We start from the raw sequence: 20,562 nt of genomic DNA, 5'->3' as shown, positions 1-20,562 counted from the left end.
GTATACACTTGCCGGTAATCAGATGACGGCTATCAACGTGACGCCGGAACTGAAAGATATTCCGGTCGGTATCTATGGTAAAGATGCTTCTCCGGTAGAGTTGAGTTTCAAGCTGTCGGGAGATATGCAGAATGTTACATTAGTGGACAAGCAGAGTGGCAAGGTCTATCCGGTGACTGACGGTTTGACCCTGACTGTCTCCGGCAATACTTCCGGACGCTACTTCCTGAATGGCTCGATCGCTACGTCGAACGAGGTGATCGCTCGCAACGAGATTGTATGTTATACCAATGGAACCGGTCAGATTGTGGTTTCATCGGTTGATCTGCTTACCCGGATCTCCGTCTATAGCATCTCCGGACAACGTTTGCGTTATTTGGATAATCTGAATATGCAGACGGTCTATGTCAAAGACTTGGCTCCCGGTATTTATATCGTCAAAGCCGAAAGTGTAACACAGGTATGTTCGGAAAAAATGGAGGTTAAGTAATTGTGGATACAATATAAATCTTCATAGATATTTGTAACTGAAGGGGTGTGTCAAAATGGGCACATTCCCTTTTTTCATAGTTTACAATCCAAACGTATTTTCTTTTGTTCCTTATCGTTTGTTTCGGGCTAATATTCCGGGACTTCTTTAAGTTCACCCACTATCTCAGAGAGCATGGCGAGAGTAAATTCAACTGAGGTATCTTTTACGGAGTTCTCTTGTGCAATGGTTTCATCCACCTGCTGGAGAAGGATGCGGATTTTATCCAGCAACTTCGCACGGTTTTTCTCTACTGTCTTGCGCCAGACAAAAGTATATTGACACAACCTCTTTTTTGTATATAGATGTGTCATCAGGTATTCTTCGGTTTCGCCTGAATAAGTTATCAGTCAGGGGCTTGCAGTTTCCTGAAATTTTTTAATAAGGAAACTGTAGTTTCCTGCGCGGGGAACTGCAATTCCCTCGGCGGGGAACTAGCGTTTCCCAGGCAAGAAACTCCAGTTTCCTAACGAGGAAATTATCAGGACACCGGATACCCGGTTAGAATAAGTTTGCTTTGTTGTTCAGTCCGGTAAGTGCTTTTCGATAATCGGCAACAAGTTCTTCCATCACTTCGCAGACTGTCTGTTCTTTTCTGAATAAGGCCGCAACCTGTCCGATTTCCAGTTCTCCTTCTTCCAGATTACCTTCGAATATACCTTTCTTGGCTCTGCCTTTACCTAGTAAAACGCGCATATCTTCTACGGATGCACCTTGTGCTTCGGCTTCTTCCACTGCCGTTTTGAAATCGCCTTTAGCCAACCGGGTAGGAGCAAGCTTTTTCAATAATAACTTCGTATCTCCCTCATTGAGACTGAGGCAAAGCTGTTTGAAGTTCTCATGAGCGGAACTTTCTTCCGTCAGGGCGAAACGGGTACCGATCTGTACACCTTCCGCACCGAGGACAAAGGTGGCCAGCATCGCATCACCGGTACCTATTCCTCCGGCGGCTATCAGTGGGAGAGAGGTAGCCCGGCGCACGGCAGGGATCAGGCAGAGCGTCGTCGTCTCTTCGCGCCCGTTATGTCCCCCGGCTTCAAACCCTTCGGCAACAATGGCATCGACACCTGCCTCTTCACATTTGACGGCAAACAAGGAACTGCTTACCACATGAACCACTGTCATACCATGTTCTTTCAGGAAAGGAGTCCATTTCTTAGGACTTCCGGCAGAGGTGAAGACTATTTTTACTTCTTCTTCCACCAGAATATTCATCAGGCTCTCTATTTCCGGGTACATTAGCGGGACGTTCACACCGAAAGGCTTGTCGGTAGCCGCTTTACATTTGCGGATATGTTCGCGCAGCCTGTCGGGATGCATAGAACCGGCGCCGAGCAATCCCAGTCCCCCGGCATTGCTGACGGCCGAAGCCAGTCTCCAACCGCTGCACCAAACCATCCCACCTTGTATAATGGGATATTTTATACTGAATAAGTCACATATTCTATTCATGGTTACTCTATTTATAGTGTTAGGAGAACAAAGTAAAATAAAACTTCCCTATCTTTGCACCACCTATTATATAATTAATGTAGACATAAATTAATTCTTACAATATCATAGTTATGAATAAAACGCTTATGGCTGCCAGCCTGGCAGTAGTCTTAGGAGCCTGCAACTCCTCAAAGAAAAGCGATGTAGCCGAGTCTACACCCAATCCTTTTTTTACAGAGTATACGACACCGTTCGGTGTTCCTCCTTTCGATAAGATAGAAGTAGCACATTATAAACCGGCCTTCGAGAAGGGAATGGCGGAGCATAAGAAAGAGATCGATGCCATAGTGAATAACCCGGAAGAACCGACCTTCGAGAATACGATCGTTGCCCTCGACCAGGCAGGCGAGTTACTGAATAAGGTTATGTATGCCTTCGGAGGACAGTCGAGTGTGAACACAACCGACGAGATACAGGAACTCGAGCAGGAATTATATCCTGTTCTCTCTGCCCATTCCGATGATATCAGCTTGAACCCGGCTCTTTTTGCCCGTGTGAAAGCTGTTTACGACAATCAGGCCTCGCTTAACCTGGATAAGGAACAAAAGAAGTTACTGGAAGAAACTTATAAAGGTTTTGTTCGTAGCGGTGCCAACCTCGATGCCGATAAGCAGACTAAACTGCGTGAACTGAACGAACAGATCTCAGTGCTTGAGCTTACCTTCGGACAAAATACCCTGAAAGAAACAAATGCATTCAAGTTGGTTATCGATAATAAAGAAGATCTCTCAGGCCTGCCTGAAACCCTGATCGCCGCTGCCGCTGAGACAGCTGCTGCCGACTCGATGGAAGGCAAGTGGATTTTTACGCTTCACAACCCGAGTGTAATGCCTTTCCTGCAATATGCAGATAACCGGGCATTGCGCGAAAAGATATTTAATGCCTATGTTTGCCGGGGAAATAACAATAATGCCAACGACAACAAAGAAGTAATAAAGAAACTGGTTACCGCCCGTCTCGAAAAGGCCAAACTGCTGGGTTACGAAGACTTTGCCGCTTACGTCCTGGAAGAGAATATGGCAAAGAACGAAAAGAATGTATACCAACTGCTGGATCAGCTTTGGAAGCCGGCGTTGGCAAAGGCAAATGAAGAATTGGCCGACATCAATGCTGAAATAAAGAAAGAAGGCGGCAACTTCAAGGCTGAAGCATGGGACTGGCGTTATTATGCCGATAAAGCCCGTCAGGCAAAGTTCGACCTGGACGAAAACGAAGTGCGTCCGTATCTGGAGCTGAACCATGTACGTGAAGGTGCTTTTTATGTGGCAAACAAACTGTACGGTATCACCTTTACAGAAATAACAGACATACCGAAACCTGATCCTGATGCCTATGCATTTGAATGTAAGGATAAAGACGGTTCTCCGCTGGGCGTTCTGTATATGGACTTTTATACCCGTCCCGGCAAGAGTGGCGGAGCATGGTGTGGCGGTTATCGTTCGCAGACTTATAAAGACGGTAAGAAGGTCACTCCGGTGGTCACTACTGTCTTTAACTTCAGCAAACCGGCAGCCGGACAATCCGCCCTGCTGAGTGCCGATGAAGCAGAAACCGTTTTCCATGAATTCGGTCATGCACTGCACGGATTGTTTGGCGATGTTCATTATTACGGTGTTGCCGATGTCCCTCGCGATTTCGTGGAATTACCTTCACAGGTCAACGAACATTGGGCATTTGAACCTGAAGTACTGAAAGTATATGCTAAACATTATAAGACAGGCGAAGTTATTCCACAGGAACTGGTAGATAAAATCGTGAAGAGTGGTAAGTACGGACAAGGTTTTGCCACAGTTGAATATCTGGCTTCTTCCCTGTTGGATATGGATTATCATGTAATGAAAGAAATTCCGGCTGACCTGGATATTGAGAAATATGAAGGGGAAGCGATGTATGGCCGTGGTTTGCCGACTCAGATCGCACCTCGTTACTGGGGAACCTATTTCGGTCATACGATGGAAGGCGGATATACTGCCGGTTATTACAGTTATATCTGGGCGGAAGTACTGGATGCCGATGCTTTCGAGGCATATAAGGAAACAGGTGATATCTTTAACCAGGAGGTCGCTGCTAAGTTCCGTACCTATGTCCTTACTCCGGGCGGTATCGACGATGCCATGGTGATGTATAAGAATTTCCGTGGAAAAGAACCGAGTATCGAACCGTTACTTAAAAACAGAGGTTTAAAATAAGATTATCTTACATACAGCTGATAGAGAAGCTTTCCATATTTTGGAAGGCTTTTCTTTTTTTATATCTTTGCGTAAATAAGAAACTTAAACAGAACAGCATGAAGAAAATGATTATGGCAGCCGGCATAGCCGTTGCACTCAGTGCCTGCAATTCGCCGGGCAAGAAGTCTGAAACCACAGCTCCGGGGGATATTTTCCTGACAGAGTTCACTACTCCCTTTGGAGTGCCCCCGTTCGACAAGATCACACTCGAAGACTATATGCCTGCCTTTAAAGCAGGAATAGCCGAACAGCAAGCCGAAGTTGCAGCTATCACAAACCAGCCCGAAGCACCTGACTTTGAGAATACGATTGTTGCCCTCGACCAGAGTGGTGAGACGTTGCGCCGGGTCAGTGCCGTCTTTTATGGCCAGAACAGTGCCAATACGAATGACGAAATGCAGGCTGTGAGCCGCGAATTGTCACCGCTATTGTCGAAGAACAGCGACGATATCCGCATGAACGCAGACCTGTTCAAGCGTATTAAGACGGTTTATGATAACCAGGAAGCGATGAACCTCGACAAGGAACAGAAAAAACTGTTGGAGGAAACGTATAAGAGTTTCGTTCGTGGCGGTGCAAACCTCGATGCAGAGAAGCAGGCCCGCTTGCGTGAGCTGAACAGCGAGATCTCCATGCTTCAGCTTACTTTCGGACAGAATATGCTGAAAGAGACCAATGCATTCCAATTGGTAATAGATAATAAAGCCGATCTTGCCGGATTACCCGAAAGCCTGGTACTGAATGCCGAAGCCGCTGCCCGTGGTGCCGGAATGGAAGGTAAATGGCTTTTCACCCTGCATAATCCAAGCGTAATGCCTTTCCTGCAATATGCAGACAACCGCGCTTTGCGTGAAAAGATATTCAACGGTTACATCAACCGTGGCAATAACGGTAACGATGCCGATAATAAAGAAGTCGTACGTAAACTGATCTCCCTTCGTCTGGAAAAAGCCAAACTGATGGGATATGACGATTATGCTTCTTTTGTTCTGGAGGACCGGATGGCAAAGACTTCCGATAAGGTGTATGCCCTTTTGGATGAGATCTGGACACCGGCTATAAATAAAGCAAAATCGGAATTGGCCGATATCAATGCCGAGATAAAGAAAGAAGGTGGTAACTTCCAGGCAGAAGGCTGGGACTGGCGTTATTATTTCGAGAAAGCGAAGAAGGCAAAGTTTGACCTGGATGAGAATCAGGTACGCCCGTATCTGAAACTCGATAACGTACGCGACGGAGCTTTCTACGTAGCCAACAAGCTGTATGGAATTACATTTACTCCGATAAAGAATGTCCCTTTGCCACATCCCGATGCAGAAGCATTCGAATGTAAAGATAAAGATGGCACACATCTGGGCGTATTGTATATGGATTATTTCCCGCGTGCCAGCAAGAAAGGTGGTGCATGGTGCGGTACGTATCGTTCGCAGACTTACCAGGACGGCAAGCGTCAGGGACCTGTTGTTACGATCGTTTGTAACTTCTCGCAACCTTCTCCCGGACAGCCTGCCTTGCTGAGTGCCGATGAAGCGGAAACGCTGTTCCATGAGTTCGGACATGGTTTGCATAACCTTTTCAAAGATGTACATTACTATGGTGTATCGGGTGTTCCCCGCGACTTCGTGGAGTTGCCTTCACAGATCATGGAACATTGGGTGTTCGAACCGGAAGTGTTGAAAGTTTATGCCAAGCATTACCAGACAGGTGAAGTGATCCCGGCAGAACTGATCGAAAAGTTGGATAAGAGCGGCAAATACGGACAAGGTTTTGCCACTGCCGAATATCTGGCTGCTTCTTTACTGGATATGGATTACCATGTGTTGAAGGAAGTTCATGACGGTGCAGACGTAATGAAGTTTGAAGAGACTGTCCTCGGTGAACGTGGCTTATTGAAGCAGATTCCGCCTCGCTACCGTACGACTTATTTCAATCACACGATGGGCGGTGGTTACACAGCCGGTTATTATAGCTACATCTGGGCGGAAGTGCTCGACTCGGATGCTTACCAGGCCTTTAAGGAAAGTGGCGATATCTTTAATCCTGAAATTGCCGCTAAATTCCGTACGTATGTCCTGACACCGGGCGGCATCGACGACGCAATGGATATGTATAAAAACTTCCGTGGCAATGAACCTAATACTGATCCGCTTCTGAAAAACAGAGGACTGAAATAATAGACAGGACATAAACAACGCCAACAAGCGTAAAGATATATAGTGCCGTTGAAGCTTTAGAGGTTTCAGCGGCACTGTTATTTATGGCACGTATTTATGTGAATATGTAGCTTTCGAGAGGACTTAGTTCGGTTGGAACTATGTTAATAATGTTTGCAAAGATAGTAAAAGCATTGAAATAGAGACACAGTAAGCGTAAAAATCAAATGATTTCGCATTATCTTAGGATCAGATCGGCCTTCATTGGTCTTTTTACAGTGACCGATATGGTACTTTACTTTATAGTGACAAAAGTAACCTTTCCTCTCTAGAGAGGGGGCAGAAGGTGTGCTATCTTCTGGTAAACACGCAAATTTTACATACTCCCTACCCCTTCTCAAGAGAGGAAAAGTTATTTCCAGCTATTATAATCCAAGACTATAAGTCTATTTATACCTCATTTTACAGTCAACGAAATGACTGGTTCAGATTGCAGGGTGCATAGTTCCAACCGAACTAATTAAATTAAATAGGCTTATGGTATCAAATGAACCTAAAAAACGCAGCATCACCGGCAATCTAGTTGCAAATATGCTGACAGAACGTGAAGATGACTTCACTTTCAATGTAACTTATGTAGCTAACCGTACGATCGACGATCTTTGCAAGATTGCGGCAAACGGCAAAAGCAAATTCTCCGCATCCGAATTACGAAGCGCTTACAACGATCTGGTGGAAGTTGCGAAGGAAGAATTATACTCTGCTTCTACCGTAGAGTTCGGCTTCGCAAACAACTCCCTGGGAGTGGATGGCCCCTTCATCGGTCCCAAGGCTAAATTCGATCCGGAAAAGAACAATGTGACCCTTCGCTGTTCTCCCCGCATCGAATTCAAGAAAGAACTAAAAGCCATCAGCGTGATCGTCGGTGAAGTGACAGAAGGTCTCCCCACTATCACCAAAGTAACTGATGTATTCACAGGTGAGGTAAATATAAAACTCACCCCGGGCAACACTCTTAACGGCGAAGGTAAACGTGTAAAGATCGTTGGAGCCGAAGGCAGCACAGTAGGTTTCTTCTTTATCAAAGCATCAGACGATACCGAAACGGCTGTCCCGATGACTTCCGTTTCACGCAACGACCCTTCTTTCTTCTCTTTTATCATTCCGGCATTGGCCGATGGAACCTATTATCTGGAAGTCGCCACCCAATACGGAGGTAACACCAAACAATTAGTAAAAGAAGTTCGTCGTAACCGTTTCCCCTACCTATTGACAGTAGGTACAGGTGACGATGACCGACCTGTAATCGAATAAGACATTTAATATGATCATCGTATGCGCTCGTATACGACAACCGTATGCGTCCATATACGCTGACCGTATGTTATCACATACGACGATCGTATGCGAGATAAAGTAATTCTGTAAAAAAATAATTAGTTATGAATAAAAATGAATTAATAGAAAGGATAGCCACGGATACCGGGCTGAATAGGACTTCAATAAAAATGACCATTGAGTCGTTACTCAGGGTCGCTACCGATACGTTGGACAATGGCGAGGAAGTTCGCTTTCATAATTTCGGAGCATTATTACCCTGGAAGCAGGCAGGACGGCCTGCCCGTAACCCTAAAATGGGTACACCGGTCATGCTTTCCCCGCGCACCTCGGTAAAATTCCGTCCGGGAAAGCTTTTAATAAAGGTTTTGAATAATAATAAATAACAATACACTATTTAGAATGAAAGCAACTATTATACAAATGGAAGTGATTTTATAAAAACGGGTAGTACTAACGAAAGATGTCCCCTTTGTCTTTGCAGACTATTGGGGGCACTTTTCTTTTTTCTTTGCAAACTTTCCCGGATAGCCGAAAGCGATAGCCAATAAAGCGCCGGCTCCTAACAGATAAGGGTAATATAAATATTGCATGATCTCGATAGGGGAGACGCCTCCCAGCCCGGCTGCCATCAATAGTTGAGCCCCATAAGGGATAATGCCCTGCACGAAGCAGGAGAAGATATCGAGCAGGCTGGCACTACGGCGTGGATCTACATGGAAACGGTCGGCTATGTCTTTGGCAATCGGACCGGCCATTATCAGAGCGATCGTATTGTTTGCCGTACAAAGATTGGCGAAGCTGACCAGGGCGGCAATACTCAGTTCGGCTCCTTTGACGGAGCGGATATGTGAAGTCAGTTTCAGGATAATCCAGTCGATACCTCCGTTATAGCGTATCATTTCCAGCATACCGCCGGCCAGCAGGGTAACGATGATCAGTTCGCCCATGTTGGTGATACCGAGTCCCATCGAAGCTGTCCATCCCCATACATCGAAACCGCCTGTAAGCAATCCTACAACACCCGATAGCAGGATACCGATAAACAATACCAACATCACATTTACTCCGAAGATAGCCGTAACAAGTACCACCACATAAGGGATTACTTTTGCCCACTCGATGGTGCCGGCTACATAGTGGCTGTCCATTCCGCTTCCTATCAAAATATATATTATGCCTGTTATGATCGCTATCGGAAGGGCAATACGAATATTTACTTTAAACTTATCGTTCATGTTGCATCCTTGTGTACGGGTTGCAACAATGGTTGTGTCTGAAATAAACGACAGGTTATCGCCGAACATAGCACCGCTGACAACTACACCGAGCATCAGGGCATCGGGCATCCCTGTCTTGGTGGCAATACCTACCGCCACAGGAGCCAGCGCAACAATCGTACCAACCGAAGTACCTACGGAGATAGATATAAAACAAGCTGCCAGAAAGATCCCTGCGGCCAGTAGGTTACCAGGAAGGATCGACATCGCCAGATTGACAGTCGCATCTACGGCTCCCATCGACTTGGCTGTTTGAGCGAAAGCGCCTGCCAGGATGAAGATAAGCACCATCAGCATGATATTGGTGTTGGCTGCTCCACGGCAGAACTGTTCGATGCGGTTGGATAGTTTGCCGCCTTTCGATATCGCGATGGCAACCACCGACGAGATAACGAAAGCAACCGTAATAGGCATCTTGTAGAAATCGCCTGCCAATATCGAAACAACCAAGTAGGTGAGCAGGAATACCAGTAATGGTATCAACGCCCACGCATTCGGTGCATGGTTCAAAGGGGAGTTTGTATCTTTTATCATATTAAAATCTCAATAGCTTAGAATTAGAAGGAGAAGCGTAAAGCAATACGTACGCCGCCTTTCTTTATATTCGGTTCGTTCAGATACGTCAGACGACGGTAATAGTCGATACGCAGTATCTTGAAGATATTTTCAAGACCGACACTTGCTTCCATGTAAGGTGTATTACCCAGAGGACGTGTGCCGTCGGGCAATACGAATAGGCCGGGAGTCATTGTCGGGTTATTCTTGTCGGTCAGGCCACCATAGATTCCATTGAAAGAGATTACTTCGCGCAGGCGTAACCATTTGACGCCCGGGATGCGGTTCAGTATCCATCCTTTCATATAGTAAGTGGCATTGAATGACACATACTGGTCGGTCACGAATTCCAAAGCGTTCATCATGTGGAATGCTTCCGGCTGAATGGTGATCGACTGGTTGGTATTCGGCAGTATCAATAGAGGGAAAGGTACTTTGTTCCATACTTTTCCGGCTTTCAGTTGTGTGTCGATATGACCGAAGGAAGATAACCAGATACGCTTTTCGGCACTGACTTCCGTATGGTTGTAGTTGTATTCGCCACCTAACACTTTCAGACCCAGTTGATGCGACAGCTTGAAGATAGGAGCGTCTTTCGACAGGTTGAATACCGACTCTTTACCGGAACGGCCGTCATAAGAACGTTCGCCCGGAGCAAAACGAAGTTGTGTACCGATCTCGGAGGTCGTGATGCTTTTCTTATGAACCAAAGTTCCGTTTGCGTCTTTCTCTATGTATTTCAGTGTTCCTGCCGCCTGGTTATTCTGGTTATATACCCACGATCGCCAGGTTAGGCCGTTCAGCCATTCCTTTTCATACTGGAACATTGATTTGCGGATGTATTGCATCTTGGTCACGGGTTCCCCCACTTTCCAGGCAACGAAGATGTTATCTTTACTGGTAAAGAGGAAGTCCTGTCCCGGGGTATACACATCGTATTCCTGTATGAAAGAGAGATTGTTTACCGGGCTTTCTCCTTCATGGTAGAGTTTCTTATTGAAGCTGTGGGTCAGTTTGACGTTGTATTTTAGTTTACGGTCGTTCGTTCCGTAGGCCAGATAGCCACTGGCGAACCAGTAAGGGTTCAGGTTGGCAGTCGTCATACCGCCGACACGCAGGCGAACACCTTCCAAGCTGTTGCCGCTGATGGTCGTATTCATCGGCCCGAAATCGAACTTGGTCGATTTTTTATCGCCTGCCGTAGGAATATAGCCGGATATAAGTATCTCCGCCGTTTTAATGATTACGTTGAAGGCCGGGACTTTCCGGAGTTGTGCCAACAGGTCGTCCAATGCATTCTCCTTTTCTTTGAGCGGGACATGGCGGTTGTTTACCCAGAACGTATCCGTTTGCTCGATGGCAACAGGCAGGGTATGAAGCGAGCCTAACAGGTTGAATACAGAATCGGCCTGCGCTTGCTCTATATTGAAATTGTATTTATCGTAGTTCCTTAACTGGTGTGCATAGAGCTGTTGCGCCCCTTTCACCAGATAGAAATTGACATAGGTATTTTCGTTCTTGACAACCCAGGTACTGTCGGGCATGCGTTCGAATTCTTGTTCGATACGGAGTTTATCCACCCAGTTAAGGTTGATGTTGACCGGCGTGTTGAGTAAGAATTTCTTTAGAGCATAGTTGCCGTCCAGCGTAATATACAATCTCCCGGTAAAACCGTAACTCTGGCTGTTGACCGGAACAAAGGCCAGGTCGACACATTTATCGCCTCCTATATCCAGCGTATCCATAATATAATACTTATAATAGCTGGTGGCTAGGGTAGAGGATAGCGGGCTGACAAATCGGTTCAGCAGGATATTAATGTTATTGTCGAAGATGTTGATACCCTGGAATATTTCTTCCAGGTTGGAGGTGATACCGCCGCCATCGTCGAGCGTCTGGTCGACACCCTGCATACGTTTCCCTTTGACAATTGTCTTTTCGGTTTTCGGTTGTTTCCGGTAGTATTTATCCGCAATCGTTTCACGTACGGAAAGGGTCAGGATCGGTTTTCCGTTGAATTCGGATGTGTCGAGATAGTTTCGGATGAACTTGAATTTCTTCATGAATTTGTTCTTCTCGAAGTCCGGGTTGAAGTCGTCCAGCGAGAGGGATAGTTTCTCGTAAACTTCCGTTTGGTATTCGTCTTTTGCTTCGATACGGTTATCGTTTTTATGCTCGATTACTTTCTTGATAAGTTCGACAGCCGGATTATCTTTGCGGGTATATTTTTCTCTCTTGGGCTTTACCACGACTTCCGAAATCTCGAAAGCGGTAGGACGTATCTTTATATCGAGGCCATCGTTCTTCTGCCCTGTTTTCAGGTCGATCACTTTGGTGTCGTATCCCAGTGATGCAAAGGCCAGTTTATTATACCCTTTATCATTTTGCAGGGTAAACTTTCCGTTATCGTCGGTCATAGCACCGATCGTGGAGCCGTCGAAATAGACGGATACGAAGGCCAAAGGCTCTCCGGTAATTGAATCTTTCACAATACCGGATGCAGATGTAATGCTTTGAGCATATAAAACAGAGATACCAGTCACTGTCTGCAATAGAACCAACAGCAATATAAAGCGAATTCTTTTTACCATGAAACTAACGTTATTCCTTCTCGGATAATGCAGTTGGCAAAGGTACTCTTTTTCTCCGGAGGAGCCGTCTGAGCGCTATTAATAATCTTTAATCAAGAAGCGTGAGAATGAAGAGGTATTAGAGAAAGAGGCTGTTACATGTATTTTTGTAACAGCCTCTTCTTGTATCAACTAGTAAGCATCTACAATACTTTGACTTTTCAGTTGTTTGTCGAATGAAGCTTTGTCCAGCTTTGTGGTTACATGAATTGTAACAGGTTCGTTCGGTAACAGGTCGAAATAATTGTCGGAAAAGAAATTGTCGATGCCGTCGATATTGAGGAATACGGCACGGGCAAAGACGTTGCTCTCGACAGTTACATCGTAGCCATCGCCGGCGGGAACGGAAGTCATCTGTATATCCGCTTTCGGGAAGTCGATGTCTTTGAAGCGGGTGAAGAAATAGTTATTGGAGATAACTTCTGCCTCTTTACCGCTCTCGATGAAACGAGCATTGACTACGACTTCGTTCGGTTGCTTTCTGCCAAGCACGCTTTCAACCGGAGCAGAGAACTGTATTTTACTGGTGTTGGCAGGCAATGTTACGTTACTTTTCTTTTCAAATAAAACATTGCCTTTCAGATCCATCACACGGATATCCAGTTTACCTTTGACGGCTTTCAGACGATCGGAAATCATCCAGATATTTAGTTGGCCGTCTTCTGCTATCGGAGAAACCAGGATATCCCGGAATGCCTTCTTGGTAAAGTAATGCTGGGCTTTCCAACGGCCGTAATAATCGCGGCTGGACCAGGAAGCAACAGGCCAGCAGTCGTTGTGCTGCCAGTAGAGCGATCCCATATTGTACGGCATCATGCGACGATGTGCTTCCATAGCAGTCTTCATGGCATCACCCTGCAACAGGATACTCATATAGAGTGTGGAGGGGAAATCCTTCGGCTTGCGGTATTCCTCCAGAGTAATGTTTTCAATACGTGAGTTGGCAATCTGGCCTCCCCGTTGGTGTGCCATCATCACATCCGAATAAATATCGTGGTCGCGTTCTTCCGGTGCATATTTTAATACGGATTGGTATTCGGGGAACGACTGGAAACCATATTCGGAGAAGAAGCGGGCTTTTACTTTGTTGAAGTGAGACACAGAGTCGACGCCTTGCCATACACCCCAGTAATGCGCATCACCGTTCGGGTTCCAGTTTGGTTTTCCACTTTCGCACTTGGCATCCGGATCACCTCCGTAGGGAGAGGAAGGCCAGTAGAAGATTTCGGGATCATACTCTTTTACAACATCTGCCAGGATATTATTAAAGAGCTTTTTCGTATCGTTGCGTAACTGTTCCGTCACGCCATATTGATCGAACTTCTTCATCCATCCCCAGTTGAACCAGGCCGTGTGTATTTCGTTATTACCGCACCAGATAGCCAAGCTCGGATGATTACGCAGGCGGATCACATTGTCGATTGCTTCCTGGCGGATATTCTCTTCCAGTTCAGGAGTCAACGGATAAACGCTGCAGGCGAACATAAAGTCCTGCCATACGAGGATACCGTATTTATCACACAGATCATAGAAAAGATCCTCCTCGTAGATTCCGCCTCCCCATACACGAAGCATGTTCATATTTACATCGACAGCATCCTTGATTGTCTTTTCATACTGTTCAGCAGTTACGCGCGGCAGGAAGTTGTCCTGTGGAATATAGTTGGCCCCTTTCATAAAGACAGGTACGCCGTTCAGTTCGAAATAGAAGGTATGGCCGTCCTTATCCGGCTGGTTGATTACACGGATGCTACGGAGTCCGAGGTTGGTCTTGTGGGTATCGACTACCTTGTTGTCCATACGGATCGTTGCCGTGAACGGATACAGATGCGCTTCCCCCAGTCCGTGCGACCACCAGAGTTTCGGGTTGTTTACTGTCAGGTCGGTTTCGATCAGGTTGATTCCTTTCTTTACCTGAGCTTTCTTTGTCCAGGTTGTCTTGATACCATCCGCCTTGATATCCAGGGTTACTTCCCCGTCTTTGTCGGCAATCACCTGTACGCGGGTTTTGATGTCGGCACGTTTGGCCGTCACGTTTGTCTGGTCGTAGAAGATATTGTCGATACGGGCATCATTCCAACCGATCAGGTAAGCTGGACGCCAGATACCGCTGGTCACGATACGTGGACCCCAGTCCCAACCGTAATGGTAACCTGCTTTACGGGCAAATATGCTGACCTTCTTATCGAAGATACCGCCGTTTTCGGACTGGTCGTTGCCGGCTTCTACCGGAAACTTCAGTGCTTCGAATTTCGGCAGGTCTACTTTGATAGGAGAGTGGAAGTAAACGCGCAACTCATTACCGTCTTTTTTCAACAAACCTTTAACGGGGACACTCCATTCACGGAACATATTGTCGGCTTTCAGGATGCAGGAGTCATTCAGATAGACATCTGCGTATGTATCCAGTCCCTTGAAGTCAAGCTCGATATTATCTTTCTCGAATACATCCGCAGACACGTTCAGTGTCGTTTTGTATTCCCAGTCTTCTTTGTCTACCCATTGTATACTCCGTTCGTTGAGGCGGAAGAATGGATCTTCGATAATCTTGTTATCCATCAGGTCGGTTTGCACCGTACCCGGTATGGTAGCCGGATACCAGTTATTACCGCGTACCTGTTTAAAGGTCCACCCTTTATCGATGTTTTGTTTAGCTATACCGTCTGCCAGGGCCGGAGAGGTCGTAGCCAAAGCGGCCAGGGCGACAGCGGATACTACAGTTTTGTAACGCATAGTTGTTGTGTTTAGTAATTCTTTATAGCGACTTCAAATTCTCTGCATTTACCGGGTTCTTGCCTTCCGGTGTGTATAAATGGTCGATGCGGTCGGCATACGTTTTTTCCACTTTGCCGCGTACGATCTTCATGGTGCTGTTTACCAAACCGTTCTGTTCGGTAAAAGGTTCGGGAAGAACGGCGAATGTTGTCGGTAGCCAGCGGTCGGGGAACATGGCTGACAAATCGCCACCTTTACGGAAACGGTCTATCTGGCTTTGAAGGATACGGATGGCTTCTTCTTTGCCTTTTTCCGAGTTGAGATCCAGTTGGTGATGTGCCAGATGCTTCTTCAGGCGATCCTTGTTGGGAACAAGCAAGGCAACGGTATAAGGGTTCTGGTTATTATAAAGCAGAAGCTGGTCGATACAGGACGAATGTTCGACCAATGCCTCCTCGATACCTTCCGGGCTGTATTTCTCACCGTCGCTACCGATCAATAGGCTTTTGAAACGACCTAATACATACAATAGTCCGTCTTTGCCCATATATCCCATATCGCCGGTATAAAGCCAGCCGTTTTTGACGGTATCGGCTGTCGAGGTTGGATTCTTCCAGTATCCGGCCATTACGTTTTCTCCGCGGATAACGATTTCACCTTTTTCACCTAGAGGAAGTTCTTTGCCGTCCAGGTCACATATTTTGAGATCGAGTGGCTGGACCAGTACACCGCTGCTTCCGAACCTGTGATGGCGCGGCCCGTTGGTTGAAATGACCGGAGTCGCTTCACTCAGTCCGTAACCCTGATACATCGGCAGACCGATGGCATAGTAGAATTTCTGCAGGTCTTTATCCAGCAGTGCACCGCCGCCGATAAAGAACTTCAACTCTCCGCCGAAGTTCTCGCGAACCTTCGAGAAGATAATGCTGTCGAACAGGCTGAGAACCGGTTTCAACAGGAATCGCCAGCCGCGGCCTTTATCATCTCCACCATCTCCGTTGTAAGTATAGGCCACATCCAGTCCCATGTGAAACAAACGGTTGACCATATTGCCCTGCGCACGGATGCCTTGCTCGATGTTTTTCTTGAAGTTTTTGGCCAAAGCCGGAACGCTCAGGATCAGGTAGGGTTTGAACTCCTTGATATTTATCGGTATATTCTTCAATGTTTCCATACCGGTCTTTCCAACCTGTACCGTGGCAACGGATGCTCCTTTATACATGAATATATAGAAGCCGACCACATGCGCGAAACAATGGTCGAGCGGTAGAATAACCAGTGTACGCCAGGTATCGTCGATATCCACGCAGGTAAGCGATTGTTCGACATTGGCTGTATAATTACGGTGTGTCAGGATCACCCCTTTCGGATCGGCAGTCGTACCGGAAGTGTAGGTGATCGTTGCATAGTCGTCGTTCGTAAGCGATCGGCCGATAGCCAGAAATTCTTCCAGCGGATGTGCCTGAAGATATTCCGTCCCTATTTCCATCACTTTCGAAAGCGGTATCTCTTTTTCTTTGTATTCCGGTTGGTCGTCAAAAACAATTACCTGGCGGATCAGAGGCAACTTGTCCATAATGGTCCGTATCTTCTTCAACTGGTTGCCTGAAACCAGGATGTATTTCACATCGGCATGCGTCAGGCGAAACAACAGGTCGTTGGCCTCTTCCAGTTTAATGGAGAGGGGCACGTTGGTGGCTCCGGCGTAGAACATGGCCAGTTCGCCGATAATCCAGGCATTGCGGCCTTCGCTGAGCAAAGCCATATTGTCACCTTTATTTACTCCCAGGGCAACCAGTCCGGCTCCTAGGGTATATACCTGATCTCTGACCTGGGTGTAGGTGGTAGGCTCAAATTTGTCCTTTGCCTTTTCCCATAGGAACGGGTTGTCGGGATATTGTTTCACCGAACTCTCAAAAAGGTCTACCAATGTTTTTTTCATGACATCTTTGTTTTAGGATTTCTCAATTTCTTCAAGCAGTGCGCAGGCGGTTTCTACTGTACTGACATTCTTTACTACGATACTGCGCTTACCGTTCACATCCCGGATCATACATTCGCGGGGATGTTTCTGTATGAATGCCAGTAATTTATCGAATGCTTCGCTCTGGTAATACGGGCTGTCCTGGTTAGCTACCAGGAAGATACTCATCTGTCCTTTTTTCATGACCAGCTTTTCCATACCCAGTTTCCTGGCTATGCGGCGAAGGCGTACGATACGGATCAATTCTTTTCCTTCCTTCGGTATTTTACCGAAACGGTCTTTCAGGCGTTCGGTAAAGGCAAGGATATCGCGTTCCTCTTCCATCTTATCCAGTTCGCGATAGAGCGAGATACGCTCCGAGTCGTTGGGGATATACGTGGGAGGGAACATCAGTTCCAGATCACTTTCGATATATGTCTCGCGGATATATTCGCTGCCTGAATCCCGTTTGCCATCGTCTGCGTCGGCATAGAGATCGGCGAACTCGTCGCTCTTCAGTTCGTCTACTGCTTCTTCCAGTATCTTCTGGTATGTCTCGTAACCGAGGTCGGCTATGAAACCACTTTGTTCGGCCCCCAACATATTTCCGGCACCGCGTATATCGAGGTCTTGCATGGCGATATGGATACCGCTTCCCAGTTCGGAGAAGTTCTCGATAGCTTGCAGGCGGCGACGTGCTTCCTGAGTCAGCGAAGAGAGAGGAGGGGAGAGCAGGTAACAGAAAGCTTTGCGGTTGCTTCGTCCCACACGTCCGCGCAACTGGTGCAGATCGGACAAACCGAACTGCTGTGCATTATTGATAATGATGGTGTTGGCATTCGGTACGTCGATGCCGCTTTCCACGATACTGGTGGCGATCAGTACATCGTATTCGTAATTCACGAAGTCGAGGATGATCTTTTCCAGTTTATCCGGCTCCATCTGTCCGTGGCCGACAGCTATGCGGGCATCGGGAACTTCCCGGCGTACAAGCTGTTCTATTTCGTAAATGTTCTGAATGCGGTTGTTGATAAAGAACACCTGTCCGTTACGGCTCATTTCGAAATTGATCGCCTCGCGGATAATGTCCGGGTTAAAACGTTCCACTTCCGTTTGTACCGGATAACGGTTGGGAGGCGGAGTCGTAATGCTGCTCAGGTCGCGTGCACCCATCAGTGAGAACTGCAACGTTCGCGGAATAGGCGTAGCCGTCATGGTCAATGTGTCCACATTCACCTTCATCTGGCGAAGCTTTTCTTTTACGGAGACACCGAACTTCTGCTCTTCGTCGATAACCAGCAGCCCCAGATCTTTGAACTTCACATCTTTGCTGACGATACGGTGTGTGCCGATGAGTATATTCACTTTTCCATCCGCCACATCTTTCAATGTCGCTTTGATCTGAGCCGATGTCCGGGCCCGGCTGATATAATCGATCCGGCAGGGGAAATCTTTCAGGCGTTCGGAGAAGGTCTGGAAATGCTGGAAAGCCAGTACCGTAGTCGGCACTAACACAGCTACCTGTTTATTGTCGGAAACCGCTTTGAAAGCAGCACGGATAGCTACCTCGGTCTTTCCGAAGCCCACATCGCCGCAGATCAAACGGTCCATCGGGCGGGAGTTTTCCATATCTTCCTTAACATCGGCCGTCGCTTTCATCTGGTCGGGTGTATCTTCGTAGATGAAGCTTGCTTCCAGTTCGTGCTGCATGAAGCTGTCGGGCGAGTAGGAGAAGCCTTTCTCCTGTTTGCGCTGGGAGTAGAGGATGATCAGGTCGCGGGCAATATCTTTGACCTTTTTCTTTGTTTTCTCCTTCATCTTTTCCCAGGCTCCCGTTCCCAGTTTGTTCAGTTTGGGAGCTTCACCGCTGTCTTTCCCTTTGTATTTGGAGAGCTTGTGAAGCGAATGGATGCTGACGAAGATGATATCGTTGTTCTGGTAGATCAGTTTGATTGCTTCCTGTATCTTGCCGTTCACTTCGGTGCGCACCAGTCCGCCGAACTGTCCGACGCCGTGGTCGATGTGTACGATGTAATCGCCTGTGCTGAACTGGTTCAGTTCCTTGAGCGACAGTGTGAGCTTTCCGCTTCGTGCCTTTTCACTTTTCAGGTTGAATTTATGGAAACGGTCGAAGAGTTGGTGATCGGTGAAAAGGCAGATGCGCAGGGTTTCGTCGGCAAAACCTTCGTGTATGGTCTTGTTGACCGGCGTGAAGGGAATCTTTTCTCCCCGATCTTCGAAGATGGCCCGGATGCGGGTAGCCTGCTTTTCTACGTCACTTAATATATATAATGTATAGCCGTTCTCCAGATAACTCTGGAAAGAACTGCTTACCATATCGAAATTCTTATGATAGATGGGTTGCGCCTGTGTCTTGAAAGACAGTGTCGCATCAGCAACGCCTGTGGGACGTACCCCGAAATGCATCCGGCGGAAGTTCAATGCAGCCCGCAGGAAATCCTTCCCAGTCACCAGCTTGGCACGCATCTTGTCGATGTCGACAAACGACTCTTCGTCTCCTACGACCGGCTCTTCATTCCAAAGACTGTCGATCCGTTCCTTTGTCCAGGCCAGGTCTTTAGTAGCCAGGATCGTTTGGGCTGGCAGCGAGTCGAGTAGCAGGGTGTTGGTACGGTTGCTCTTGTTCATTTCCGGAACGATATAGATACTTTCCAGTTTCTCTTTGGATAGCTGCGTTTCTACATCGAACGTACGGATCGTTTCCACTTCTTTTCCGAAGAAGTCGATACGGTAGGGAAACTCGTACGAGAATGAGAACACGTCGAGGATACTCCCGCGGAGGGCGTATTGTCCGGGCTCGTATACATAATCTACCTGTTCGAAACCATACTCGTCGAGTACATCGGAAACAAACATGTTGTCCAGCTTCTCGCCGACGCTGATCTTGAGTGTGTTCTTTTTCAGTTCGTCGCGCGATATAACCTTTTCTGCCAGTGCGTCGGGATAGGAGACGATAACGAACGGAGCCTCCGGGTCTTGCAGGACACTGAGCACTTCGGTGCGCAGGATCTCATTTGCCGGATCGACATGTCCGTATTTGATTGCCCGCCGGTAAGCGGAAGGAAAGAAATAGATATCGTTGCTTCCGGTTAGCTGCATCAGGTCGTGATAAAAGTAGCCGGCTTCTTCCTGGTCGTTAAGTACGCACACATAGCTTCCCCTTCTTTTTAAAAAAAGAGAAGCGATTGTCATTGCAGCGCCCGATCCGTTCAACCCTTTGAGGAATATGTTGTTTGACGTATTATCGTTCAAAAGGGTATCTAAAGCGGTTATCTGTGGATGGGCGGCAAATATCTTAAGTAATTCTTGTACCTCCAATAGACTAATTGATAATTGAAAATTATGTAAGCGCAAAAATACAGAAAATGTTGCAATCATATTCGTTAAATCAATGAAAATATCAACCTTCGCCTCTTAGTAGGGGATTCCTTCCTCGATCACCCCATCAAAAAATCGCTTCAAACAAATCTCCATCGCCTTTAGCTTCACCATCACCTGGCGCATATCCTCATCGATGATCATGGAGTCGCGGATGATGCCTGGACACCCTCCTGTCGCCCCTCTTTTCTACCTTCTTTCCTTCCTTTTTCCAAACCTATCTCTTCGGCATAATCAATCGTATTCTTATAGTCGCGATAACGTTTCAGGGCTTC

The 20,562-nt window shown here is 47.0% G+C and carries 11 protein-coding genes and 1 pseudogene; 5 read left to right on the top strand and 7 right to left on the bottom strand.

The features are described 5' to 3' along the window. Positions 1-490 (top strand): T9SS type A sorting domain-containing protein (locus QZ076_RS19550; protein ID WP_293716494.1); only part of this gene is annotated, 490 nt, incomplete at its 5' end. Positions 491-621: 131 nt separating this feature from the next. Here the strand turns inward: QZ076_RS19550 and QZ076_RS19545 are convergent. Next, a pseudogene (locus QZ076_RS19545) lies at positions 622-810 on the bottom strand (IS5/IS1182 family transposase); the annotation flags it as partial. A gap of 220 nt (positions 811-1,030) precedes the next feature. Then, positions 1,031-1,981, bottom strand: coding sequence for a nitronate monooxygenase (locus QZ076_RS19540; RefSeq protein WP_293716492.1), 951 nt, complete (start codon positions 1,979-1,981; stop codon positions 1,031-1,033). A gap of 113 nt (positions 1,982-2,094) precedes the next feature. Between QZ076_RS19540 and QZ076_RS19535 the strand changes: the two genes are divergently transcribed. The 4 genes from QZ076_RS19535 to QZ076_RS19520 all read left to right on the top strand — a co-directional run bounded on the left by QZ076_RS19535 (position 2,095) and on the right by QZ076_RS19520 (position 8,131). After that, entirely contained in the window at positions 2,095-4,212 is a 2,118-nt protein-coding gene (locus QZ076_RS19535) for a M3 family metallopeptidase (RefSeq protein ID WP_293716490.1), read from the top strand. Between the two features lie 98 nt (positions 4,213-4,310). After that, the gene (locus QZ076_RS19530; protein WP_293716488.1) at positions 4,311-6,428 is read left to right on the top strand and encodes a M3 family metallopeptidase; all 2,118 of its coding nucleotides are present in this window, start codon (positions 4,311-4,313) and stop codon (positions 6,426-6,428) included. Positions 6,429-6,944: 516 nt separating this feature from the next. Beyond that, positions 6,945-7,721 carry a DUF4469 domain-containing protein gene (locus QZ076_RS19525; protein ID WP_293716486.1) on the top strand — a complete coding sequence of 259 codons (777 nt, stop codon included), beginning with the start codon at positions 6,945-6,947 and terminating at the stop codon, positions 7,719-7,721. Between the two features lie 128 nt (positions 7,722-7,849). Beyond that, on the top strand, positions 7,850-8,131 hold the full coding sequence (locus QZ076_RS19520) for an HU family DNA-binding protein (RefSeq protein ID WP_293716484.1): 282 nt from the start codon (positions 7,850-7,852) through the stop codon (positions 8,129-8,131). A 99-nt stretch (positions 8,132-8,230) separates the two neighbouring features. On the opposite strand, the gene QZ076_RS19515 is transcribed toward QZ076_RS19520, so the two are convergent. The 5 genes from QZ076_RS19515 to mfd all read right to left on the bottom strand — a co-directional run bounded on the left by QZ076_RS19515 (position 8,231) and on the right by mfd (position 20,227). Continuing rightward, positions 8,231-9,559, bottom strand: coding sequence for a Na+/H+ antiporter NhaC family protein (locus QZ076_RS19515; protein ID WP_293716482.1), 1,329 nt, complete (start codon positions 9,557-9,559; stop codon positions 8,231-8,233). Between the two features lie 23 nt (positions 9,560-9,582). Further along, positions 9,583-12,171, bottom strand: coding sequence for a DUF5686 and carboxypeptidase-like regulatory domain-containing protein (locus QZ076_RS19510; RefSeq protein ID WP_293716479.1), 2,589 nt, complete (start codon positions 12,169-12,171; stop codon positions 9,583-9,585). 171 nt (positions 12,172-12,342) lie between these two features. Further along, entirely contained in the window at positions 12,343-14,943 is a 2,601-nt protein-coding gene (locus QZ076_RS19505) for a glycoside hydrolase family 2 protein (RefSeq protein WP_293716476.1), read from the bottom strand. Positions 14,944-14,965: 22 nt separating this feature from the next. Beyond that, a complete protein-coding gene (locus tag QZ076_RS19500; RefSeq protein WP_293716473.1) occupies positions 14,966-16,867 on the bottom strand; it encodes an AMP-binding protein in 1,902 nt (633 codons plus the stop codon). Between the two features lie 12 nt (positions 16,868-16,879). Next, a complete protein-coding gene (gene mfd / locus QZ076_RS19495; protein WP_293716470.1) occupies positions 16,880-20,227 on the bottom strand; it encodes a transcription-repair coupling factor in 3,348 nt (1,115 codons plus the stop codon). Positions 20,228-20,562 lie beyond the last annotated feature (335 nt).

The sequence above is a fragment of the uncultured Parabacteroides sp. genome (assembly GCF_905196875.1).
GTDB lineage: Bacteria > Bacteroidota > Bacteroidia > Bacteroidales > Tannerellaceae > Parabacteroides.
The sequence above is the reverse complement of the archived record's forward strand: the minus strand, read 5'-3'. Positions and strand labels throughout refer to the sequence as shown.